The sequence below is a fragment of the Ralstonia pickettii genome (assembly GCF_030582395.1).
In the GTDB taxonomy this organism is placed as follows: domain Bacteria; phylum Pseudomonadota; class Gammaproteobacteria; order Burkholderiales; family Burkholderiaceae; genus Ralstonia; species Ralstonia pickettii_D.
Map to the genome: position 1 here is coordinate 3,273,252 of NZ_CP104381.1, position 21,637 is coordinate 3,294,888.

Here is a 21,637-nt window from a genome sequence, read left to right on the forward strand (position 1 = left end):
TTGCGGAGCCCCGCCATGCCGTCACCTGTTGCTGATGTGGTCGATCCTTCCCCGCAGACTGTCAGCCCCGCCGGCGCGCTCAGTCAGTTGTGGACCGTGCTGGGCCAGCCGGCGGATGCGTTGTCGCGCGCCACGCTCACGGGTACGGAGCCGGCGCTGCCGTCGTCGTTTGCCGTGGGCACGCTCGCGCAGAGCACCATCGCTGCCGCCGCGCTGGCAGCGGCGCAGGTCGATACGTTGCGCAGCGGGCGGCAGCAGACGGTGTCAGTCGACATGCAGCACGCTACGCTGGAATTCCGCTCGGAGCGCTATTTCCGGGTCGATGGCCAGTTGCCGCCCGAACCCTGGGACAAGATCGCCGGGCTCTACCGCTGCGGCGATGGCCGCTGGGTGCGCCTGCACACCAACTTTCCGCATCACCGTGACGGCGTGCTGAAGTTGCTCGGCTGCGCGTATGACCGGGACGCCGTGGCCGCCGCGCTGAACCAATGGAAGGCCGAAGCGTTTGAAGAGGCGGCGGCGCAGGCGGGCATGGTCGTCACTGCCGCACGCACATTTGAAGAGTGGGACGCGCACCCGCAAGGCATCGCCGTCGCAAGCCAGCCGCTGATGACGATCGAACGGATTGGCGATGCGCCACCGCAGCCGCTGGCGGCGCACGCCGATGGCCGACCGCTCTCGGGCGTGCGCGTGCTCGACCTCACGCGCGTGATTGCCGGCCCCGTCTGTGGCCGGACGCTGGCGGCGCATGGGGCCGACGTGCTGCTCGTTACAGCGCCGCATCTGCCCGCCATTCCGCCGCTGGTGATCGACACCGGGCGTGGCAAGCGCTCCGCGCAGCTTGACCTGCGCGATGCGGCCGGGGCCGCGCAACTCCGCACGCTGCTGCGCGACGCCGACATCTTTGTGCAGGGGTATCGGCCCGGTGGTGTGGCAGCGCTGCAGTTTGGCCCCGAGCAGGTCGCGGCCCTGCGCCCGGGCATCGTCTACGTGAGCCTGTGCGCCTACGGCTATGAAGGCCCCTGGGCCAATCGCCGAGGCTTCGATTCACTCGTGCAGACCGCCAGCGGCTTCAACTGGGCCGAAGCGCAAGCCGCCGGTGAGGCCAAGCCGCGTCCGCTACCCGCACAGGCGCTGGACCACGGCGCTGGCTATCTGATGGCGGCTGGCGCGATGACGGCGCTCGCACGCCGCATGACGGAAGGCGGCAGCTGGCACGTGCGTGTGTCGCTCGCGCAGACGGCGCATTGGCTGCGCAGCTTCGGCCGCATCGCCAACGGGTTCGATGCGGCCGACCCGCACTATGAAGAGATCGGTGCGTCTCTGGATACCGCGCCTTCCGGCTTTGGCGCGCTCACTGCTCTGCGCCACGCGGGGCAGCTTTCCGACACGCCGCCGCACTGGGCGCTGCCCAGCGTGCCGCTGGGGACGCATCCCGCGCGGTGGTAGCATTCGCGCCTACCGTTTTCTCTGCCCGCGCCTGATACTCCGGGCGCACATGGCCCGCCGATGCTCAGTTACCGCCACGCCTTCCACGCCGGCAATCACGCCGATGTCCTCAAGCACGCCGTGCTTGTGCAGATGCTCGATTACCTCACGCAGAAGGACAAGCCGTTCTGGTACATCGACACGCACGCCGGCGCCGGCCTCTACGCGCTGGACCACGAATGGGCGCAGAAGAAGGCCGAATTCGATACCGGCATCGGCCCCTTGTGGCGCGCGGCCGAAAGCGGCGAAACGCTGCCGCCGCTGCTCGATGCCTACCTCGACGAGGTGCGCGAACTGAACCCGAACGGCGAACTCCGGCACTACCCTGGCTCGCCGTGGCTGGCGTGGCAGATGCTGCGCGACGCCGATCGCCTGCGCCTGTTCGAGCTGCACAGCTCCGAAATCAAGGTGCTGTCCAACAACTTCCGTGGTGCCGGGCGCAAGGTCATGCTGTATGACGGCGACGGCTTTGCCGGCATCAAGGCGATCCTGCCGCCGCCGCCGCGCCGTGCGCTGGTGCTGATCGATCCGTCCTTCGAAGACAAGCAGGATTACGCCCGCACCGTGCAATCGCTGCAAGACAGCCTGCAGCGCTTTGCGACCGGCATGTATGCGGTCTGGTATCCGCTCGTGCAGCGGCGGGAAGCCGCGCAATTTCCCTCGCGCCTGAAGCAGTTGCGCCCCAAGGATTGGCTGCACGTCACGCTCACCGTCCGGCACCCGGTCGAGGGCGGCCTGGGCCTGCACGGCAGCGGCATGTTCATCGTCAACCCGCCGTGGACGTTGAAGGCGCAGCTGCAGGAAGCCATGCCCACGCTGGTGCGCCTGCTCGGCCAGGACGACGGCGCCAAGTTCATGCTGGAAGGCGAATCCAGTTAAGCCTTCGGGCGGCGTGACGCCCGCATGTCACTCCCCTGCCACGTGCCCGTGCTACCTAGTCGGGCTTAGACTTGTACTGCGTTGCCCCAGCGCAGCGCCGCCTCTCGGCAACATCGGCACGATCCGCAAGATCGGCAGGAGCAACACACCATGAGCGAACGCGACGCAGCCCGGCAGGCGCGCCTGCAGGAAGACCTCCTCGACACGCTTGACGAAGAGCTGGAGATGGAAATCGACGACCACCTGCTCGGCGGCGGCGAAGGCATTACCGATGAAGCGCGCGAAACGCGTCGCATGTACTTCCGCGAGCTGTTCCGTCTGCAAGGCGAACTCGTCAAGCTGCAGGACTGGGTGATCGAGACCGGCCACCGCCTGGTGGTGATCTTCGAAGGGCGCGACGCCGCCGGCAAGGGCGGCGCCATCAAGCGCATCACGCAACGGCTGAACCCGCGCGTGTGCCGCGTGGCCGCACTGCCGGCGCCCACCAACCGCGAACGCACGCAGTGGTACTTCCAGCGCTACGTGGCGCATCTGCCCGCCGCGGGTGAGATCGTCCTGTTCGATCGCAGCTGGTACAACCGCGCCGGCGTCGAACGCGTGATGGGCTTTTGCACCGACGAGGAATACGAAGAGTTCTTCCGCTCCGTCCCCGAGTTCGAAAAGATGCTCGTGCGCTCGGGCATCCAGATCGTCAAGTACTGGTTTTCGGTCACCGATGAAGAGCAGGAAGTGCGGTTCCAGAGCCGTATCGACGATCCGCTCAAGCAGTGGAAGCTGAGCCCGATGGACCTGGAAAGCCGCCGCCGCTGGGAAGCCTATACGCAGGCCAAGGAGGCGATGCTCGAGCGCTCGCACATTCCCGAATCGCCCTGGTGGGTGGTGCTGGCCGACGACAAGAAGCGCGCGCGCCTGAATTGCATCCACCACTTGCTGGGGCAGGTGCCTTACCACCCGGTACCGCATCCGCCGGTGCTGCTGCCGGAGCGCGTGCACCACGCGGAGTACATCCGTCACCCGGTGCCGGAAGAGATGATCGTGCCGAACGTGTACTGAACCGGCGGCAACGCCATCGGAGAAACAAAAAAGGGCGGCCTGCGCGGTCGCCCTTTTCGTTGAATGCGCGCACTCAGATATTCAGAAGATTGCGCGGAACAGCCAGTACAAGCCGCCCGCCAGCACGATCGATGCGGGCAGCGTCAGCACCCAGGCCAGCAGCAGGCTGCGCACGGTATTCCACTGCAGCCCCGAGCCGTTGGCCGCCATCGTGCCCGCCACGCCGGACGACAGCACATGCGTGGTCGATACCGGCAGGCCATACGCATCGGCTGCGCCGATCGTCACCATGGCCACCAGTTCGGCCGAGGCGCCCTGCCCGTACGTCAGGTGCTGCTTGCCGATCTTCTCGCCCACGGTGATGACGATGCGCTTCCAGCCCACCATCGTTCCCAGGCCAAGCGCAATCGCCACAGCCACCTTCACCCACGTGGGGATGAACTTCGTGGCGTGGTCGAGCTGCTGCTTGTAGTTGTCGATGATGGCCTGGTCATCCTTGGCAATGGCGGGCTGGCCGCTCTTCTTGAGCAGACGGATGGCCTCGGATGCCAGGTACATGTTGTTGCGCACGTTATCCACTTCGTTTTGCGGCACGGCGGCAATCGAGCCGGTCTCGCCGACCTGCGCGGCAATGCTGTTCGTCAACGCCTGCACGGCCGGCAGCGTGGCGGGCGTCAGCACGCGTTTCTGCACGTAGGTTTCGACGTCGGCACGCGGATTGGCCGACGGCGCCATACCGTTGGTGTATTTGCCGAAGGTGGCCGCAGTCTGATGCGACACCGCCAGGAAGGTCTGCGTCTCGGCCGGCGTGAGCGCGCGGTTGAGCGCGTAGACGGTGGGCACCGTGCCGATCAGGATCAGCATGATCAGGCCCATGCCCTTCTGCCCGTCGTTGGAGCCGTGCGCGAACGACACGCCCGTGCACGTGAGGATGAGCAGCGCGCGGATCCAGAACGGCGGCGGTTGGTTGCCCTCGGGCTCGGCATAGAGGGCGGGCACACGCACCGCGGCCTTCAGCACCCACAGCAGCAACCCGGCCAGCAGAAAGCCGATGATGGGCGAAAACAGCAGCGACTTGCCCACGCCCAGCGCCTGGCTCCAGTCCACGCCACTGGTGCCGTTCGCGCCGTGCAGGAGCTGGTTCATCAGGCCCACGCCGATGATCGAGCCGATGAGCGTGTGCGAGCTGGAGGACGGCAGGCCCAGATACCACGTCGCCAGGTTCCAGATGATGGCCGCGATCAGCAGCGCAAACACCATCGCAAAGCCCGAGTGGCTGCCCACCTGCAGGATCAGCTCCACCGGCAGCAGCTGCAGGATGCCGAAGGCCACAGCGCCGCTGGACACCAGCACCCCGGCAAAATTCCACGCGCCCGACCACACCACCGCCAGGTGCGGCGACAGCGAATGCGTATAGATGACGGTGGCCACCGCATTGGCCGTGTCGTGAAACCCGTTGACGAACTCAAAGCCCAGCGCGATCAGCAGCGCAATGCCCAGCAGCACGAACGGCAGCGCCGAACTGGTGGACACGCTTTCCAGATCGGTCACCAGATGGCTCACCACGTAGGCGGCGCCGCCCACCAGCATGAGCAAGAACGCTGCAATACCGAGGTTGCGGAAGCGCCCGGGCACGGCCCCGGGCTGGACAGAGAGGGGATGCGACATGAGGGGGCACCGGAAGAGGGGGGCTAGGCTGACCGATTCTAGAAGCCGAGCTTGCGCTGTAGGTGACGGTTTCGTGTCGAGTCCGTGTCTGCTGATTGCCGAAAATTACACTGTGGGGCGGATCTCGAAACCCGGCACGGGCGCCTCATGATCGCCCGTCACCACGTCCAGCTGCGTGACGTGGGCGCTGTCGGGCCCTACCCACATCCATTCCCGCATGCTGAGCACATTGGCCTCCGGGCCCGCCAAGAAGGCCTCCACCGCCCCGTCGCGGCGATTCCGCACCCAGCCGCGCAAGCCAAGCAGACGGGCGCGGTGGGCACACGCCGCGCGGTAGCCGACGCCCTGCACGCGGCCTTGTACGGTAACGATCACTTGTGCAATGGCGGACATGGCGGGCCTCCGAAACAAACGGCAGGTGATGTGTTGGGTAAAACATGACAAGCCGGCGTTGTCGCATCTCTGTCACATTTCTGGAATGTGACGTCGTCAGACTGACAACCGCGCGGCGGGCTCTGACGTTACGCAAGGTAAACTAGGCGGCTTGCCGCCGGGTGCCAAGCAACGCTTCAGCTAAGCACTGCGCCCAGCCCCGTAGTACGCCATGCCATGTATTGCGCCTCGGCCCTGGGCCTTGAGGCGCCCGAAATTCATCCGCGGTTTCCGTCCCGGTTATCCAAGATGCAGCAGAACGACAACGAAACCACCATCCGGGGCCGCTTGGGTACCACCTTCGGTACCAACTTTGGCGTCAACTTCGGCAACCTGCTGACGGCGCCGCCCAACCGCTTCGACCTGGCGCTGCTGCCGATCATCCTGGCCGCCATCGTGCTCGTGGCGTATGCCGCCAAGCAGATGAACGTGCCATACACGCCCGGCGAACACCTGGACGTCAGCCTCGACGTCATTGAACTGCCCTATTACCTGCTGCGCACCAGCATCCGCATGCTGCTGGCGCTGGGCGCGTCGCTGGCGTTCTCGTTTGCGTTTGCCGCCATCGCGTCCAAGAACCGCACGGCCGAGAAGGTGATGGTGCCGGCGCTGGACATCCTGCAATCGATTCCGGTGCTGGGTTTCCTGTCGATCACCGTCACGGGTTTCATTGCGCTGTTCCCGGGCAACTTGGTGGGTGTGGAATGCGCGGCCATCTTCGCCATCTTCACGTCGCAGGCGTGGAACATGGCGTTCTCGTTGTACCAATCGTTCCGCACCATCCCGACCGACCTGGAAGAAGCCGCCACGGTGTTCCGCCTGTCGAAGTGGCAGCGCTTCTGGCGCCTGGAAGTGCCGTTCGCCATGCCGGGCCTCCTGTGGAACATGATGATGTCGATGTCGGGCGGCTGGTTCTTCGTGGTGGCGTCGGAAGCCATCTCGGTGTCGGGCCACGACATCAAGCTGCCGGGCATCGGCTCGTACATTTCCCTGGCGATCCAGCAGCAGAACCTGCCGGCCATCGGCTGGGCCATCCTGGCCATGCTGATCGGCATCATCCTGTACGACCAGCTGCTGTTCCGCCCGCTGATCGCCTGGGCAGACCGCTTCCGCTTCGACACGATGTCGTCGGAGCGCGAGCCGCAATCGTGGCTGCTGGATCTGCTGCGCCGTTCCGAGTGGGTCAAGGCACTGCTGGAGCGCACCGCTGCCCTGGCCGAGCACACGCTGTCCTGGGGGGCCGAACGCACGCGGCCCACGGCTGCCGGTTCGAACGGATTCCTGCCGCGCTTCCCGTGGTCGCACCGCGTTGCCGATGTGGTCATCATCCTGGCCGCGCTGATGGCGGTGGCGCACGTGCTGCAGTTCGTGCGCTCCGAGGTGGGCTGGGCCGAGGTCGGCCACGTCTTCTGGCTCGGTTTCCTGACCATGCTGCGCGTGATCCTGCTGATTGCGCTGGCCGCGCTGGTGTGGGTGCCGATCGGCATCCGCATCGGCCTGAACCCGAACGTGGCGCGCATCGCCCAGCCGGTGGCGCAGTTCCTGGCGGCGTTCCCGGCCAACCTGATGTTCCCGCTGGCGGTCATGCTCATCGCGCGCTTCGCGCTCAACCCTGAAATCTGGTTGAGCCCGCTGATGATTTTCGGCACGCAGTGGTACATCCTGTTCAACGTGATTGCCGGCGCGTCGGCCATCCCGACCGAACTCAAACTGGCGGCCCGCAACTTCGGCCTGCGCGGCTGGCTGCTGTGGAAGCGCTTCCTCATTCCCGCCGTGTTCCCCAACCTGCTGACGGGCCTGGTGACGGCCGCCGGCGGTTCGTGGAACGCCAGCATCGTCTCCGAATATGTGTCCTGGGGCGACCGCACGCTCGTGGCAACAGGCCTGGGCAGCTACATCGCAGAGATGACGGCCAAGGGCGACTTCCCGCGCATTGCCCTCGGGATTGCCGTGATGAGCCTGTTCGTGGTCGGTTTCAACCGGCTGCTGTGGAACCGCCTCTACGACATAGCGCAAGAGCGCACCCGCCTGTAAGAACATGCTCATGATCCTACTGCGCACCCCGATCTTGACCCTGCGATGCTCGCCGTACTCATGTACGGCTGCGCGTCTCGGGCCAACCTCGGGGCGCTCGCTACGGATCTTGAGCATGTTCTAAGACGACTTATTTAGCTGAGAACACACATGGTTACCACCAGCACCCATAGCCAGAACGCTGAAAGCGTCATGGAGCTGCGCGGCGTCTCGAAGATCTTCCGCACCGCAGACCACACAGACCGCGCCGTGCTCGAAGGCGTGGACCTCAACCTGCGCCAGGGTGAGATCGTCGCCATGCTGGGCAAATCCGGCTCGGGCAAATCGACGCTGCTGCGCATCATGGCGGGTCTGGTGCGCGCCGATCGCGGGCAGGTGCTGTTTCGTGGGCGTGAATACTCCGGCCCCGTGCAGGGCATTGCGATGGTGTTCCAGTCGTTTGCGCTGTTTCCGTGGCTGACGGTGCAGCAAAACGTGGAGTTGGGCCTGGAGGCGCAAGGCGTGCCCAAGGCCGAGCGTGAAGAGCGGGCTGAACAGGCCATCGACCTGATCGGCCTGTCCGGCTTCAACAGCGCCCTGCCACGCGAACTCTCCGGTGGCATGCGCCAACGTGTGGGCATTGCGCGCGCGCTGGTGACCGAGCCCGACCTGCTGCTGATGGACGAAGCGTTCTCGGCCCTCGACGTGCTGACCGGCGAAAACCTGCGCGACGAAATGCTCGACCTGTGGGAAGACCGCCGCACCAACATCAAGAGCATCCTCATCGTTTCGCACAACATTGAAGAGGCGGTGATGATGGCCGACCGCATCGTCATCCTGTCGAGCGATCCGGGGCGCATCCGTGCGGAGGTGCGCGTGCCCTTCCCGCGCCCGCGCAATCGCGATTCCGCCGCCGTGCGCAACCTCATCGACGAGGTGTATGGGCTGATGACGTCGCCCCAGCGCGTGGGCGTGCATCTGGGCGTCGAGCCTGCAGCCGAGGAGCTGGCCTACCGCCTGCCCGATGCCGAGATCGGCCAGATGGAGGCCATTCTCGACCTGCTGGTCGAAGCGCCGTTCAACGGCCGTGCCGACCTGCCGCACCTGGCAGAAGAAGCCGGCGTGACCGACGACGACCTGCTGCCCGCGTGCGAAGCGCTGGCCCTGCTGCAACTGGCCACCATCGAACGCGGCGACATCATCGTCACGCCGTTCGGCAAGACCTACATGGAAACCGAGCCGCCCGAGCGCAAGGTGCTGTTCGGCCAGAAGCTGCTGGAGCGCGTGGCCCTGGCCGCGCACATCCGCGCCGAGCTGGAAGCCAACGAAGACGGCGAGATCCGCGAAGAGCATGTGCTGCGCGAACTTGAGGCGTACCTCAAGCCCGAAGAAGCCGAGCGCGTGCTCAAGATCGGCATCGAATGGGGCCGCTACGGCGAGGTGTACGAGTACGTGTACAACACCGGCATGCTGACCCTGCCCCGTGAAGAGCGCGAGGAACGCGAAGAGCGTGAAGCGCAGGATGGTGGGGACAACGCAGCGTAAGTGCGCGTTGCTGCTGATGCCAGAAGAGCCGCTCGATGCGGCTCTTTTTCATAGTCGCTACCGTTTGTAACGCCCGTCAACGCTGCCGCGAACCACGCCGTTTTGCGTGTGCGGGCATCGACTCTCGCAAGCCCGCTCGTTCCAGTCTTCCCCCGTCTGCCGTCCTTTGCCGCCCCGCCCCGGAGGTCGAAATGCGTCGCGCGTACGTTCGAACGTTGTTAGCGTTTTCGCTGGCCGTCGGCGCAGGCTTCGGCTTGGTGCATGCCGCCCGCGCCTGTGAGATTCCCGCACCCGTCCAGACGATCGATCCACCCGGCTTTTACGACGACGCAGCCGGCTACGCGCGCGACGTAAAACCGATGCGCAATTTCATCGCACAACTCAACGCTTCCGCCGACAAGGGTGATTGGACGTGCGCGCTGAGCCAGCTGCGAACCTGGGCCGATGCCGACGCGCTGATGGGCAAGATTTCCGGCTATCAGGGCCATTACGAACGGTCGTGGGCCGGAACGGATTTCGCCATGGTCCTGCTGCGCATGCCGAGCGACATCCGCAAGCGCAACCAGGCGCAGCTCGATGCCATCGCACCGTGGCTCGAGCGCATTGCGATCGCCACCCGAAACGCCGAGGCGATCAATCATCTGCATAACAACCTGGTGTATTGGGCGGGCCTCAACCTGATTGCCATCGGCACCGCAATCGACAACACCGACCTGATCAACTCCGGACTCCTTCGCGTTCGCGAGGGCATCCGCGATATCGGCCCGGACGGCGCGCTGGCGCGCGAGGTCAAGCGCGGCGATCGCGCGCTGCACTACCACACGTTCGCGCTGATCCCGCTGGTGTTTGCGGCAGAGCTGGTGCAGCGGCGCCATATCGACCTGTACCGCGAGAACGACCACGCCATCGGCCGCCTGGCGAATCTGGTGATCGATGCGGTGATTGACCCGGCGAGCTTCGAAAAGATCACGCCGATCAAGCAGGCGCTGTTTCCGTGGACCTTCCAGGATGAGCTGTGCTGGATGGAGCCCTACTATGTCCACGCGCGAGACCCGCGGCTGCCTGCGCTGATTGCACCGCGCCGCCCGTTTTCTGAATGGCGGTTGGGCGGCAACGTGACGGCGGCGTGGGGCGCGGAGCTGCCCGGCCATTGACGAGTGGACGACGCCGGCACGGCGCGCTCCGTGCTTTTCCACCGCAGCGTTGCAGCGCAAAGCCTTTGACCCGCACCGACCATCCCCCCTAAGCCCTCGCCCACCGACATGTGGTATGAGGCTTGCATAGCACTTCGCAAACAACATCCGGGGCAAAGGGGGCCGTGGTATGCAGGGGCGTTACGCGTGGTCGATGAGGGCACTGTGGGGCCTGTGCTGGACGTGGGGCCACCCGGGCATCGCTCATGCAGGGGGCCTTCAACAGCCTGAATTTCAGCTTGGGACCGTCACCGCCAGCGGTTCTGCAGCCGCCGCGTCGGCCACGGGCGAGGCCGCCAACCAAGGCTATGTGCCGCGCGCCCAGTTGGAGAACCGCCCCCTGCTGCGGCCGGGCGAATTGCTGGAGAGCGTGCCGGGCCTGATCGTCACGCAGCACAGCGGCGATGGCAAAGCCAACCAGTACTTCCTGCGCGGCTTCAACCTTGATCACGGAACGGATCTCGCCACCACGGTGGCCGGCATGCCGGTCAACATGCGTACGCACGCGCACGGCCAGGGCTACACCGATCTGAACTTCGTCATCCCCGAACTGGTAGACGGCATTGCCTACAAGAAAGGCCCCTCCTTTGCGGAAGAAGGCGACTTCTCTGCCGCCGGTGCCGTGCGCATGGACTACGTGAATCGTCTGCCGCAAGGCATCGCGCAGTTGGAACTCGGGCAGCACAACTACCGGCGCGGGCTGCTGGCCAATTCCAGCACGCTTGGCCCCGGCACGCTGCTCTATGGCTTCGAATGGCTGGGCGAGAACGGCCCGTGGACCGTGCCCGAAGGCGTGCACAAGCTCAATGGCGTGCTGCGCTACACCGTGCCGCTGGGCGGCGGCGAGCGCGTCAGCGTGACGGGCATGGCCTACAAGAACGCGTGGCAATCCACCGACCAGGTGCCGTTACGCGCCATCAACGAAGGGCTGATCCCGCGCTTTGGTGCAATCGACCCGAGCGATGGCGGCGCAGCGTCCCGCTACAGCCTCTCGGCCGACTGGCTGCGGCCGCTTGCCGACGGCGTGTTCAAGGCCAACGCCTACGTCATCAAGAGCCGGCTGCGGCTGTTCTCCAACTTTACGTATGCGCTCAATAACCCCGAGCGAGGCGACCAGTTCGAGCAGTTCGAGAACCGCGTCACCACTGGCGTGAATGCATCGCGCACGTGGCTGGGCAGCGTTGCCGGGCGTGAGAGCGAAACGGAAGTCGGCTCGCAGACGCGCTTTGACCGGCTGGACCCGATCCGCCTGACCAACACGCAGGCGCGGCAACCGTACGCGCTGGTACGCAGCGACACCGTGAACGAAACCAGCACCGCGCTCTACGTGCGCAACAGCACGCAGTGGCTGCCGTGGCTGCGCACCATCGCCGGTGTGCGGGCCGATCAGTTTTGGTACAGCGTTGCCAGCAGCAACCCGCTCAATTCGGGCAATGGAACGGACCACATCGTGAGCCCCAAGCTGAGCGCCGTGCTGTCGCCCACGGCGCGTACCGATGTGTTCATGAACTGGGGCCGGGGCTATCACAGCAATGACGTGCGCGGCGCGACCACCACCGTTGATCCGGTGAGCGCAGACCCGGTGCAGAAGGTGTCGGTGCTCGTCCCTGCCACCGGCTACGAGGTCGGCGTGCGCACGCGGGCGCTTGCCCCCAACCTGCAGCTTTCCGCGTCGTTGTGGCGATTGGACATCGGCTCTGAACTTGTCTTCTCGGGCGACACCGGCACCACCGAGCCCAGCCGCCCGAGCCGCCGCACGGGCGTGGAACTCGCGGCCTACTACACACCGCTGCCCGAACTGATTCTCGATGCGGATGCGGCCTTCTCGCGCGCGCGCTTTCGCGACAGCAACCCGGCAGGCGACACCATCCCCGAGGCCATCCAGACCACCGCATCGGCCGGCGTGTCGTGGATGCACGACCGCTGGATGCTCGGCGCACGGCTGCGCTACTTCGGCCCGCGCCCGCTCGTTGAAGACAACAGCGTGCGCTCCGCATCGTCGTTCCTGGTCAACCTCAAGCTGGGCTACCGGCTGCAGAAGAACGTGCGCGTATTCGTCGAGGTGCTCAATGCGCTCAACAAAAAGGTGAACGATATCGACTACTACTACGCATCCCTGCTCAAGGGCGAAGCCTCGCCGCTGGATGCCAATGGTGTTGCAACCGGCATCAATGACCGCCACATTCATCCCGCAGAACCACGCACCATGCGCGCCGGTGTGGTGTGGAATTTCTAGATCGACGAAGAGGGCTGCGGCGGCTTGCACCGCCCCGGGGGGTCTCGCTTGGCACCAACGTGGGGCAAGCCGGGCGCGCATTGGTGGCCGTCAACGCGTTCCTCATCGAGGCTGCGGGTCCCTCGGTGCAAAGATGGGGACGTACTCGCGCAGCACGTCCACTGCATTGGTACGCTTATGGCGGCCTATGCTGCTCTCTTAACCGCCCCATACCTTGCCCAGGTAACGCATGAACCTTGCCCCCGAACGCCCCTCCTACACGCTCCGGCAACTGCTCCTGTATTTCCTGCGGCTTGGCGCACTCGGTTTTGGCGGCCCCGTAGCGCTGGCCGGCTATATGCGCCGCGACCTGGTCGATGCCCGCCAGTGGATTACCGAAGCGGACTACAAGGAAGGCCTTGCGCTCGCCCAGCTCGCACCGGGGCCGCTGGCCGCCCAACTGGCCATCTACCTCGGCTACGTGCACTACCGCATCGTCGGCGCAACGCTCGTCGGCATTGCGTTCGTGCTGCCGTCGTTCCTGATGGTGGTGGCGCTGGGCTGGGCCTATACGCGCTTTGGCGGCCTGACGTGGATGCAATCCGTGTTCTACGGCGTGGGCGCGGCGGTCATCGGCATCATCGCCATCAGTGCGCACAAGCTCACCACCAAGAGCGTCGGCAAAGACAAGCTGTTGTGGGCCATCTACCTGCTGCTGGCGGCCGTGACGGTCATCACCGAATCGGAGGTGGCGTGGCTGTTCCTGGCGGCGGGCGTGCTGGTGTGGTTCTGGCGCGCGCCGCCCCGGTGGCTGCGCCAGGGCCGCACGAATGCCATCGCCGTTGCCCCGGTCGCGGCGGCAAGCGGTGTGCTTGGCTCGATCGACTGGCCGCTGCTCTCGCAGCTCGGCGCGTTTTTCGCCAAGGCCGGCGCATTCGTCTTCGGCTCGGGGCTGGCCATCGTGCCGTTCCTCTACGGCGGCGTGGTTACGGAGCACCACTGGCTCAACGAAAAGCAGTTCGTCGACGCGGTGGCCGTGGCGATGATCACGCCCGGCCCGGTGGTCATCACTGTCGGCTTTATCGGCTACCTGGTGGCGGGCCTGCCCGGTGCGTGGGTGGCTGCGCTGGGCACGTTCCTGCCGTGCTACCTGTTCACCATCCTGCCGGCGCCGTACTTCAAGAAATACGGCAAGCTGCCGGCCATTCTGGCCTTTGTTGATGGCGTAACAGCGGCGGCCGTGGGCGCCATTACCGGCGCGGTGATCGTGCTGGCCAAGCGCTCCATCGTCGATGTACCGACGGCGCTGCTGGCGGTGGCGACGGTGCTGCTGCTCGTGAAGTTCAAGAAGCTGCCCGAACCGGTGATCGTGGCAGGCGCCGCATTGCTTGGCCTGGCGCTGTATCCGCTGCTGCATCGGTAACACCACGCCAGCAGCGGCGACTTCACTTCCACTTGGCACCAATCTCCGCCAACCCCGCCTTCTGCAAATCCTCCGCGCTCATCACGATGCGGAACTCGCAGTCTGCGTTGAACTGCAGGAACCACGGCTCGGCCAATGCGGGAATGTGCGAGGCCGATTCCACATTCACGATGAGCACCGCGCCACGATGGCCGCTCTGCTCGGTAAAGTAGACCGCCTCGGGCTTGCTTTCGGCCAACACGCGCGGGATCCGCTCGGCGATGGAGCCGTCGCGCACATAGGTGTTGAAAGGTTCGTGCGGAATCCGCACGTTGACGAGCATGCGCATGATCTGCCTCCTGGATGATGGCCAGGGCAAGCGCCGCAACGAGGTCACCACGGCCACCACGGCCGCCACACCTGCGCATGGCCGAACACCACAGGTATAGGACGGCCGTCGTGTTTGCGTTATCAGCCATCGGTTAGCCGAGATGGCGTAGATGCCAGGATGAGGGCGTGTAGCCAATGCTCCCGAAGCAGACGACCCGGCGAGCTTGCTTGCGGTCGACGGGTGAGCGCTTTCACTTCGGTATCGGCTCGTAGTGCACTTTGCTGCGCCATTTGCCGTTGACGAAGGTTTCTTCGGTGATCTTCATCTTGTCGCCGGAATTCATCACCTCTTCGATGTAGCGCGCGACGGCGACCGGCACATCGCGGTCGACGCGGTACGTAGTGGTCTCGTGATAACAGCAACCGCCCTTCGCAAAGGTCCGCAAACGCTTGTTTTCGGCATCGACCTCAAAGAAACCGAGTGTCGACAGGATCAGCGACGTCATCTCGCTATTGCGCACAAAGCGCTGCGCCTGCGCATTGAACAGATAGACGTCGTAGCTCGGGCCGCCGTAGCTGCCCTCGTTACCAGTCTGGATGCCGAAGTCTTCCTGGCCATCGAAGTTGAAATCGCCAACGTTGATTACGCCCTGGTAGTCATAAAGGTGCGCCGAGTTGACCAGCGGCCCCCTGCCCCCCTTGGGCAGAGCGACAAATACCCTCGACAGGTTGATGACCTGGCGCACCGCGCGTTGGCCCTTGTCATGAATGACCAACTGGGCGGGCCCTTCGCAGGTGATGTCCTCCTTGCTGCTGTCCCCCGGGCAGGCTTCGAGCATGCGAAGCACGAAGTCGCGCTGCTTCGCGATCGCCGTCAGCGGGAAGACCGGGCCATTGACCGGCTCGCTTGGCTCCGGAAAAGCGGGCTGGGCTTCCAACTCGTCAATCCGCGTGCGGTACGCGTACTTCAATTCTTCCACGTCGATCTGGCTCGATGGGGCACGCTGTTTCAGCCAATCGCGTTGCGCGGCCTTCAATTCATTGGTGTCGACGCCGTGCTTGTTCAACGCAGCGCGGTACGTATCGGCCAGTTGGCTATCCAACGCGGAGAGCTGCGCGTCATTGCAGATGGCATGCTCGATGGGGCTGCGGGCGGCGGCGCAATCAAAGCTGGCTGCGTGTGTAGCCGTGGGCAGCAAGGCGATGGCAAAAGCGATAGCGGAGATGCCGCGAAATGGCGTCATTGGATGCACCCATGGGAAAACAAGATAAGCGTGTGCGCGATTGTGCTGCGGAATTGGCCCGTCTGGTGTGCTTTCTCCGCGCCTGGTTGCTTTCACCCCCCGGCCAGAGCGGCACGGAAAGACTTTTCCTACCATGGCAACCACCCCCCGCCGAAAAAACGATGAGGTACGCAATGGCCCTTCCTACGCTCAACGCCCCGACCCACCAAGCATCCTATCTCGCCACCCGGCTTATGCGCGGAGTCGTCAGTACGCTTTCCGTCGCTGCCGCGTTGCTACTGCCCCTGGCCGCATCGGCCGCGGACCCCATCGACGACGCGCTGGAGCAATGCCTGAAAACCCCGCGCGGCGAAACCACGGCCGGCATGACCGAGTGCACGCACGCCGCGTATCAGGCCTACGACCGGCAGATGAACACGCTGTACCAAGCCGTAATGAGCAAATCCGACCCCGTATCGCGCGAGGCCATCCGTAACGCACAACGTGCGTGGCTGGCCTATCGGACAGCCCAGAAGGCCGCCGACAACGCGCCATGGCGGGCAGACGCCGGTTCGGTGGCGAGCCCCGATATCGAAGGGCTGAACGTGGAGGCAATCCGGGCGCGCATTGCAGAGCTGGAGTACTACCCGCACTAGCCGGGTGGGAGAGATGCCACTGTGGATAACCTCCCCTCCCCCTGTGAATAACTCCAGGGACAAACGTGTTGGTTCTCCGGGGTCAGCGTGCAGACAGCACGGGAATAACTTCCCACCGTGGCGACGGGCCCCGACGCGATGCCCTGCAGTCATCCACGCGACGGCACACGCTGTCCGATGGGTTGTCCGTTCTGCAAGTGGTTGATGCCAAAGCGCTTTTGGTGCTTATCCACAGGACTTATCCACCGTTATCTACTACTACTATCTGTATACATAAAGAAGTAAACCGATAAACCCTCTGTGGGGCATCGAGGCCGTGGCGGGGTTGTGGGCAAAGCGGCAACACAGCCTACGGATTGACACCCGGCTGTCATTCAATAGTTTCAATATGTTGGAACTATGGAAGAGACCGACGCCATCCGATCCCTCGCCGCGCTGGCTCACGGCATTCGCCTGCAGGTGTTTCGCATGCTGGTCGTGGCAGGCCCAACCGGCCTCACGCCGGGTGCGATTGCCGAACAGCTCGAAGTGCCGGGCGCCACGTTGTCGTTCCACCTCAAGGAACTGACGACAGCGCGGCTGATAACGCAAGAGCGCGACGGCCGCAACCTGATCTACCGCGCGGCGTATGACCACATGAATGCCCTGCTGGGCTTCCTGACCGACAACTGCTGCCAGGGCAACGCCTGCCTGAGCGCCGCCAGTGACTGCAAATGCTGACCACCCCCACCGCCGCCCGCACCACCAACGTCCTGATCCTCTGCACCCACAACTCCGCACGCAGCGTGCTGAGCGAAGGCATGCTCAACCACTGGGCCAAACAACTCGGCAAAGACGTGCGCGCCTACAGCGCCGGCAGCGCACCGAGCGGCCGCCTCAACCCGTTTGCACTGGAAGCCCTCACCAACGCAGGCATCGACACCACCGGCTACCGCAGCAAGAGCTGGGACGAATTCGTGGGCGACGGCGCCCCGCAGATGCGCATCGTCATCACCGTGTGCGACAGCGCCGCAGCGGAAACCTGCCCCTACTGGCCCGGCAGTCCCGTCAAGGTGCATTGGGGCTACGCCGACCCCTCCAACGCGCCGGGCGGCGAGGAGGGCAAGCGGCAAGCCTTTGAACTGACACGTCAGGCCATCGGCTACCGCATGCTGCAGTTGCTGGCGCTGCCGCTCGACACACTCAGCAACGCCGAACTGCAGGCCGCGCTGGAACGCATTGCGCAGGCCTGAGCACCATGGTCGAACTACGTAGCCGGCTCACCGCCGAAGCACTGGGTACGGCGCTACTGCTGGCCATCGTGATCGGCTCCGGAATCATGGCCGAACGCCTGTCTGGCGGAAACGTCGCGATCGCGTTGCTCGCCAACACGGCCGCCACGGTGGGAGGCCTCTACGTCCTGATCGAAGCCTTGGGGCTCATCAGCGGGGCGCACTTCAATCCGGTGGTGAGCGCTGTGATGGCGGCGCGTGGCGAGCTGCCCGGCGCCGCCCTGCTGCCGTACATCGTTGCGCAAATGCTGGGCGCGGTGCTGGGTGCATGGCTGGCGCACGCCATGTTCGACATGACCCTGCTGCAGTTTTCCACCAAGGTGCGCAGCGGCACGGGGCAGTGGATTGCCGAAGCGGTGGCCACCGCCGGCCTGCTGCTCGTCATCCTGCGGGCGCCCAACGGGCGGGCTGCATCGATGGTGGCGGCGTACATCGGCGCGGCGTACTGGTTCACGGCGTCCACATCGTTCGCCAACCCGGCGGCCGCGTTCGGGCGCATGTTCAGCAACAGCTTTGCCGGCATCGCGCCCGGCAGCGTGCCGGGGTTTGTGCTGGCTGAATGCGCGGGCGCCGTGCTGGGCATGCTGCTGCACAACCTGCTTGAGCCGCGCCTTGCTGCGAGCGGCCATCCCAACGTCATCGAATCGTCGGGCGAGCATCCGCCGCAGACGTAACCCCCGAGCCACCAGCGCCCGCCCCCCTCTCCTTCACGCTTGCACCCCGCGTGGCGCGTACTACTCTTGACGAGGCCCTGCGTCGCGCGCTGACCTGCGAAGCGAAATCTGCGAGTTAGCGAACGAGTGCAGGCCGGCAGTGCGCCGAGAGTCGAAACTTGTTCAACGCATCTCAATGCGAGGAGTTCCCAATGCAGCCAGTCGTCCGAGTCTCGATTCTTCGGTGTCCACCAGACAAGTTCGCCGAGATGCGCCAGATGATGAACGACCTCGAAGCCGTGCTCCGGCCCGGTATCGAAGCCATGCGCGGGTTGGTCGCGTTCTATGTGGGCGAGGACGAGGCGACCTCGTCGCTGTCGAACGTGAGCCTGTGGACTGATCTCGATGCGGCCAAGCAACTGGATACGTTTCGCCCGATGCTGGATTCGGCCAAGCCCTTTCTCGACAAGGGTGGCACGTTTGAGCGGCCGATCATGAATTACCTGCCGATGTGGGAGTTGAAGCCGGTGGGGAAGGTTTGAGGTATATGAGCGCCACATTGAGGTTTGCTGGCTGCCTCGTCCTTCTGACCGCGTGTTCGCACGCAAGCGCGCTTACGCCGCCGCGCCCGCCATCGGAAGTGACAACGTTCATTGAGGAACGGAAGACCTGTGACTACATCCGTCGGCAAGTGATTGAGGAAGACAGTCCGGAGCAGGTTGCGCGTCGAGAAAGGCTGCTCGACAGCTTCGACATCTACTGCGCTGGCACTGACAAGCGTCTTGCAGCGTTGAAGCGGCGGTACAAAGACAATCCCGCTGTCATGAGGCGGCTCAGCGAGTTTGAAGAACACGTTGAGTGATGGGATGGTCTTGGCCATGGTGCTGAGGGAAGCGACGACACGGCCATGGCATTCCCGCCCGTCGCGGGAATGCGTCAATCAGTTGTTATTGGCTGTAGCCTCGCCGCTCTATGGCGGCTAGTACATCCCACGTCTGCGGATCGACATCGCGCCCTCCGAGCGACATCGAAACGTACGCATCAATCGCATCCATAAAGCCTTTGATAAAAGCCGGCGGGAACGCGTGTGCGGAGAAGTGTTGAAGCTCTTCACGCAGCATCCCCGGTCGGCATTGGCCGTGGGTGCGCATGGCGGTGCGCGTGCGCCTGAGATACGCCTGCGCTGCGATTGCGCCGTTCAGGTAGGTACGGTTTTTTGTAAGCGTGCCTGCGCCAGACGACGTGGTGGGTGGTGCTGTTGGTGGAGATGGATAAGACGCGGGGCGGTGCCCGCTTGCGACTCCGGTCATGGAACCTCCTGTGAGACAAGAGAGGCCCGGCCATTCGCTGCTACACGAGGGTGGCGGGCCCGACGACAGGGGTAGCAGACCGGCCTCACAGGAAACCGGCAGACCCGAAGGTCTCCCTGCCCGGCCCGCCGTAAAAACAATAGGCGTGCACAAGCTCCGGATGAAAAAAGCCGCGTGGCAGCGGCTATCCGGCCTGTGAGAAAGAGACGGGCTGCTACACCCGGCTGCCCTTGGTGCGGCAGCGGGGGAATTATAGCGATGGGGGGTACGCACCGGATTCTGATTTTCGTACGCCGAGCTCCGAGCTGGGACAGCCGAGCAAAAAGCCTCACGCGTCGAGCTCCGAGCTCGGGCAGCCGAGCGAAAAGCCCCACACGTCGAGCTCCGAGCTCGGGCAGCCGAGCGAAAAGCCCCACACGTCGAGCTCCGAGCTCGGACAGCCGAGCAAAAAGCCTCACGCGTCGAGCTCCGAGCTCGGACCGCCGAGCAAAAAGCCTCGCACGCCGAGCTCCGAGCTCGGACGGTCGAGCAAAGAGCCTCATACGCCGAGCACCGAGCTCGGACCGTCGAGAACGCCGCTCGATGTGTCGAGTTGTGAAGGCCGCATCAGATCATTCTGATTCTTCGCCCAAAACCCCCTCCTGGCATTGCGGATCAGCGCCGCAGCGGCCAATCTCCCGCCCTCGTGCCCTTGATGGCACGGCACCGCCAATTGATTTGCGAGGAGTGAAATGCCGCAGAACTTGATTTCGTATCAGCTCACCTCGGCCGATCTGGCCGCTGTGGACGGTGCGCTGAAGACGCTGGAAGACCGGCTCGCCAGCCTGATCGACCTCACCCCGGTTCAGCGCCGAACGCTGGTGAAGATGGGCGACAAGTCCGAAGCCTTCGCGCGCAAGGCCGTGGAGGTGCTGAACAACAACCCCAACGTGCTGCCCGGCAATTTCGACCTCGCCGAACTGCGCCGCGATCTGGCGGGCTTCGATCAGCTACGCAGCCGCCTCATGCGCGTGGCGCGCATTCACGAACGCATGGCGGATTCGCACTTGGCGCTGGGCAGCGATGTGATGAGCGCCACGTTGGAGGGGTATGCGTTCCTCAAGGTGGCGGGCCAGGGCGAAGGGTTGGATGCGGCGCGCAAGGCGCTGGCGGTGCGGTTTAGTCGGGGAGCAAAGCGAAAAGACGACGAGGCCGGCAGAAGTGAGGAAAGATCGCCGGATGAGGTGCGGGGGGCTGAATCATCGTAGACGGGGTTGGATGATGCGGATGGGTTTGGTACGAGACGGACGTGAAGAAGGCCTGTTGAATTGGAATAACACATCTTCCAATGAATATGGCACAAATCTCAATCCTTAAACTACGATTTAAGTCCTAGCATTCTCGGAAATATCTGGTGAGAGATATTTCCGATGAACTGAATGCGAGGAAAATATGTGGGACAGTAATGCAGCCGCCAATCATGTTCGACAGCATGCGCAAAGCCAAAGCGGTGGGAATTGTGCAAAGTATGTCCGAAAGGCGATTGAAGCAGGCGGAATCAGTGTGACGCGAACACTATCGGCAAAGGACTATGGATTCCCCTTGCGTCAGGCCGGATTTATCGAGCTGGGGGAGGGGGATGCATCGTCGCCTCGTCGAGGGGACGTGATTGTGATCCAACCCATCCCGGGGCACCCCCACGGCCATATGGCAATGTTTGACGGAACAACCTGGGTATCAGACTTTGTCCAGAACAATGGATTTTATCCGGGGCAAGAGTATCGGACACAAAAGCCACCATACAAGCTATATCGACATCATTGAGGCAAGAATGAAAAAAATACTCTCATTCTGGATTGCCAGTTTTCTAATGACATTCTCGTTCGCTTCCTATGCCGACGCCGTGACATCTCCTGGTCTGCAAGCAAAGCAATTCTATGTCTGGTACATCAACAAGCAGGTGAACCAAGTGTTTCCGCTTCTAGATCATGAGATCGGTCGCTACGTTGACGCGTCCACGGTTGAGAGCCTGCGCAGAGACTACAAGCGAGATCAACTTCCTGGCGGGGCGGACTACTTTCTGAAGGTGCAGGATTACGACGAACGTGACTGGCTCGCGCATATCAAGCCAGGTAGGCAGCTCACGTTCGGCGATGCTGTTGTCGTGCCTGTGAGTTTCGGCTCGCGTAGCGAGGTCACCGTTCTCGTGTTTTTCACCAAGCAACATGATGGTTGGAAGATCATCAAGGTCGATGACATGCTGCCCTATTCATCACCGGGTAACTGACAAAGAGAGCCGCCTTGTGCGGCTCTTTTGATTCAGGAGC

Annotated in this window: 21 protein-coding genes; 16 read left to right on the forward strand and 5 right to left on the reverse strand. The window is 64.0% G+C overall.

Annotated features, from left to right (window positions below; genetic code table 11):
• The first annotated feature begins 15 nt into the window (after positions 1 to 15).
• From N5B55_RS15800 to ppk2, 3 genes are all read left to right on the forward strand, one after another.
• Complete coding sequence (locus N5B55_RS15800; RefSeq protein WP_304538634.1) at positions 16 to 1,449, forward strand: CoA transferase; 1,434 nt, start codon at positions 16 to 18, stop codon at positions 1,447 to 1,449.
• A gap of 60 nt (positions 1,450 to 1,509) precedes the next feature.
• On the forward strand, positions 1,510 to 2,367 hold the full coding sequence (locus tag N5B55_RS15805) for a 23S rRNA (adenine(2030)-N(6))-methyltransferase RlmJ (RefSeq protein ID WP_304538635.1): 858 nt from the start codon (positions 1,510 to 1,512) through the stop codon (positions 2,365 to 2,367).
• Positions 2,368 to 2,517: 150 nt separating this feature from the next.
• Positions 2,518 to 3,420, forward strand: coding sequence for a polyphosphate kinase 2 (gene ppk2, locus N5B55_RS15810; RefSeq protein WP_304538636.1), 903 nt, complete (start codon positions 2,518 to 2,520; stop codon positions 3,418 to 3,420).
• 81 nt (positions 3,421 to 3,501) lie between these two features.
• On the opposite strand, the gene N5B55_RS15815 is transcribed toward ppk2, so the two are convergent.
• Both N5B55_RS15815 and N5B55_RS15820 read right to left on the reverse strand, forming a co-directional pair.
• Entirely contained in the window at positions 3,502 to 5,088 is a 1,587-nt protein-coding gene (locus N5B55_RS15815) for an inorganic phosphate transporter (RefSeq protein ID WP_304538637.1), read from the reverse strand.
• A 105-nt stretch (positions 5,089 to 5,193) separates the two neighbouring features.
• Positions 5,194 to 5,481, reverse strand: coding sequence for an acylphosphatase (locus tag N5B55_RS15820; protein ID WP_154207724.1), 288 nt, complete (start codon positions 5,479 to 5,481; stop codon positions 5,194 to 5,196).
• A gap of 288 nt (positions 5,482 to 5,769) precedes the next feature.
• Between N5B55_RS15820 and N5B55_RS15825 the strand changes: the two genes are divergently transcribed.
• The 5 genes from N5B55_RS15825 (at position 5,770) to N5B55_RS15845 (ending at position 13,909) form a co-directional block, all read left to right on the forward strand.
• A complete protein-coding gene (locus N5B55_RS15825; RefSeq protein ID WP_015855982.1) occupies positions 5,770 to 7,554 on the forward strand; it encodes an ABC transporter permease in 1,785 nt (594 codons plus the stop codon).
• Positions 7,555 to 7,704: 150 nt separating this feature from the next.
• Complete coding sequence (locus N5B55_RS15830; RefSeq protein WP_304538638.1) at positions 7,705 to 9,078, forward strand: ABC transporter ATP-binding protein; 1,374 nt, start codon at positions 7,705 to 7,707, stop codon at positions 9,076 to 9,078.
• Positions 9,079 to 9,269: 191 nt separating this feature from the next.
• Positions 9,270 to 10,232 (forward strand): mannuronate-specific alginate lyase, encoded by a 963-nt coding sequence (locus N5B55_RS15835; RefSeq protein WP_304538639.1) that lies wholly within the window; start codon positions 9,270 to 9,272, stop codon positions 10,230 to 10,232.
• Between the two features lie 193 nt (positions 10,233 to 10,425).
• Complete coding sequence (locus N5B55_RS15840) at positions 10,426 to 12,507, forward strand: TonB-dependent receptor (protein WP_304538640.1); 2,082 nt, start codon at positions 10,426 to 10,428, stop codon at positions 12,505 to 12,507.
• Positions 12,508 to 12,736: 229 nt separating this feature from the next.
• On the forward strand, positions 12,737 to 13,909 hold the full coding sequence (locus N5B55_RS15845) for a chromate transporter (RefSeq protein ID WP_304538641.1): 1,173 nt from the start codon (positions 12,737 to 12,739) through the stop codon (positions 13,907 to 13,909).
• A gap of 22 nt (positions 13,910 to 13,931) precedes the next feature.
• Here N5B55_RS15845 and N5B55_RS15850 read toward each other — a convergent pair whose 3' ends face one another.
• Positions 13,932 to 14,237: a hypothetical protein gene (locus tag N5B55_RS15850; protein ID WP_009239500.1), complete on the reverse strand. Its 306-nt coding sequence runs from the start codon at positions 14,235 to 14,237 to the stop codon at positions 13,932 to 13,934.
• A 232-nt stretch (positions 14,238 to 14,469) separates the two neighbouring features.
• Complete coding sequence (locus N5B55_RS15855) at positions 14,470 to 15,462, reverse strand: lysozyme inhibitor LprI family protein (protein WP_304538642.1); 993 nt, start codon at positions 15,460 to 15,462, stop codon at positions 14,470 to 14,472.
• Positions 15,463 to 15,635: 173 nt separating this feature from the next.
• On the opposite strand from N5B55_RS15855, the gene N5B55_RS15860 reads away from it, so the two are divergent.
• From N5B55_RS15860 to N5B55_RS15885, 6 genes are all read left to right on the forward strand, one after another.
• Complete coding sequence (locus tag N5B55_RS15860) at positions 15,636 to 16,097, forward strand: lysozyme inhibitor LprI family protein (RefSeq protein WP_304538643.1); 462 nt, start codon at positions 15,636 to 15,638, stop codon at positions 16,095 to 16,097.
• Positions 16,098 to 16,496: 399 nt separating this feature from the next.
• On the forward strand, positions 16,497 to 16,817 hold the full coding sequence (locus N5B55_RS15865; protein ID WP_304538644.1) for an ArsR/SmtB family transcription factor: 321 nt from the start codon (positions 16,497 to 16,499) through the stop codon (positions 16,815 to 16,817).
• Complete coding sequence (locus N5B55_RS15870) at positions 16,811 to 17,329, forward strand: arsenate reductase ArsC (protein ID WP_304538645.1); 519 nt, start codon at positions 16,811 to 16,813, stop codon at positions 17,327 to 17,329. The genes N5B55_RS15865 and N5B55_RS15870 overlap by 7 nt, the downstream gene beginning before the upstream one ends.
• A gap of 5 nt (positions 17,330 to 17,334) precedes the next feature.
• Positions 17,335 to 18,042, forward strand: coding sequence for an aquaporin (locus tag N5B55_RS15875; RefSeq protein ID WP_304538646.1), 708 nt, complete (start codon positions 17,335 to 17,337; stop codon positions 18,040 to 18,042).
• 191 nt (positions 18,043 to 18,233) lie between these two features.
• Positions 18,234 to 18,563 (forward strand): hypothetical protein, encoded by a 330-nt coding sequence (locus tag N5B55_RS15880; protein ID WP_027678782.1) that lies wholly within the window; start codon positions 18,234 to 18,236, stop codon positions 18,561 to 18,563.
• 5 nt (positions 18,564 to 18,568) lie between these two features.
• Entirely contained in the window at positions 18,569 to 18,883 is a 315-nt protein-coding gene (locus N5B55_RS15885) for a hypothetical protein (RefSeq protein WP_304538647.1), read from the forward strand.
• Positions 18,884 to 18,968: 85 nt separating this feature from the next.
• Here N5B55_RS15885 and N5B55_RS15890 read toward each other — a convergent pair whose 3' ends face one another.
• A complete protein-coding gene (locus N5B55_RS15890; RefSeq protein WP_024973928.1) occupies positions 18,969 to 19,331 on the reverse strand; it encodes a hypothetical protein in 363 nt (120 codons plus the stop codon).
• 731 nt (positions 19,332 to 20,062) lie between these two features.
• Between N5B55_RS15890 and N5B55_RS15895 the strand changes: the two genes are divergently transcribed.
• Positions 20,063 to 20,578 (forward strand): hypothetical protein, encoded by a 516-nt coding sequence (locus N5B55_RS15895; protein ID WP_304538648.1) that lies wholly within the window; start codon positions 20,063 to 20,065, stop codon positions 20,576 to 20,578.
• Positions 20,579 to 21,141: 563 nt separating this feature from the next.
• A complete protein-coding gene (locus tag N5B55_RS15900; RefSeq protein ID WP_304538649.1) occupies positions 21,142 to 21,597 on the forward strand; it encodes a DUF3828 domain-containing protein in 456 nt (151 codons plus the stop codon).
• Positions 21,598 to 21,637: the final 40 nt, after the last annotated feature.

What these genes read in the sequence shown, in the direction of transcription:
- N5B55_RS15800 (WP_304538634.1), top strand. Translation starts at nt 16, where the DNA reads ATGCCGTCACCTGTTGCTGATGTGGTCGATCCTTCCCCGCAGACTGTC.
- N5B55_RS15805 (WP_304538635.1), top strand. Translation starts at nt 1,510, where the DNA reads ATGCTCAGTTACCGCCACGCCTTCCACGCCGGCAATCACGCCGATGTC.
- ppk2 (WP_304538636.1), top strand. Translation starts at nt 2,518, where the DNA reads ATGAGCGAACGCGACGCAGCCCGGCAGGCGCGCCTGCAGGAAGACCTC.
- N5B55_RS15815 (WP_304538637.1), bottom strand. Translation starts at nt 5,088, where the DNA reads ATGTCGCATCCCCTCTCTGTCCAGCCCGGGGCCGTGCCCGGGCGCTTC.
- N5B55_RS15820 (WP_154207724.1), bottom strand. Translation starts at nt 5,481, where the DNA reads ATGTCCGCCATTGCACAAGTGATCGTTACCGTACAAGGCCGCGTGCAG.
- N5B55_RS15825 (WP_015855982.1), top strand. Translation starts at nt 5,770, where the DNA reads ATGCAGCAGAACGACAACGAAACCACCATCCGGGGCCGCTTGGGTACC.
- N5B55_RS15830 (WP_304538638.1), top strand. Translation starts at nt 7,705, where the DNA reads ATGGTTACCACCAGCACCCATAGCCAGAACGCTGAAAGCGTCATGGAG.
- N5B55_RS15835 (WP_304538639.1), top strand. Translation starts at nt 9,270, where the DNA reads ATGCGTCGCGCGTACGTTCGAACGTTGTTAGCGTTTTCGCTGGCCGTC.
- N5B55_RS15840 (WP_304538640.1), top strand. Translation starts at nt 10,426, where the DNA reads ATGAGGGCACTGTGGGGCCTGTGCTGGACGTGGGGCCACCCGGGCATC.
- N5B55_RS15845 (WP_304538641.1), top strand. Translation starts at nt 12,737, where the DNA reads ATGAACCTTGCCCCCGAACGCCCCTCCTACACGCTCCGGCAACTGCTC.
- N5B55_RS15850 (WP_009239500.1), bottom strand. Translation starts at nt 14,237, where the DNA reads ATGCGCATGCTCGTCAACGTGCGGATTCCGCACGAACCTTTCAACACC.
- N5B55_RS15855 (WP_304538642.1), bottom strand. Translation starts at nt 15,462, where the DNA reads ATGACGCCATTTCGCGGCATCTCCGCTATCGCTTTTGCCATCGCCTTG.
- N5B55_RS15860 (WP_304538643.1), top strand. Translation starts at nt 15,636, where the DNA reads ATGGCCCTTCCTACGCTCAACGCCCCGACCCACCAAGCATCCTATCTC.
- N5B55_RS15865 (WP_304538644.1), top strand. Translation starts at nt 16,497, where the DNA reads ATGGAAGAGACCGACGCCATCCGATCCCTCGCCGCGCTGGCTCACGGC.
- N5B55_RS15870 (WP_304538645.1), top strand. Translation starts at nt 16,811, where the DNA reads ATGCTGACCACCCCCACCGCCGCCCGCACCACCAACGTCCTGATCCTC.
- N5B55_RS15875 (WP_304538646.1), top strand. Translation starts at nt 17,335, where the DNA reads ATGGTCGAACTACGTAGCCGGCTCACCGCCGAAGCACTGGGTACGGCG.
- N5B55_RS15880 (WP_027678782.1), top strand. Translation starts at nt 18,234, where the DNA reads ATGCAGCCAGTCGTCCGAGTCTCGATTCTTCGGTGTCCACCAGACAAG.
- N5B55_RS15885 (WP_304538647.1), top strand. Translation starts at nt 18,569, where the DNA reads ATGAGCGCCACATTGAGGTTTGCTGGCTGCCTCGTCCTTCTGACCGCG.
- N5B55_RS15890 (WP_024973928.1), bottom strand. Translation starts at nt 19,331, where the DNA reads ATGACCGGAGTCGCAAGCGGGCACCGCCCCGCGTCTTATCCATCTCCA.
- N5B55_RS15895 (WP_304538648.1), top strand. Translation starts at nt 20,063, where the DNA reads ATGCCGCAGAACTTGATTTCGTATCAGCTCACCTCGGCCGATCTGGCC.
- N5B55_RS15900 (WP_304538649.1), top strand. Translation starts at nt 21,142, where the DNA reads ATGAAAAAAATACTCTCATTCTGGATTGCCAGTTTTCTAATGACATTC.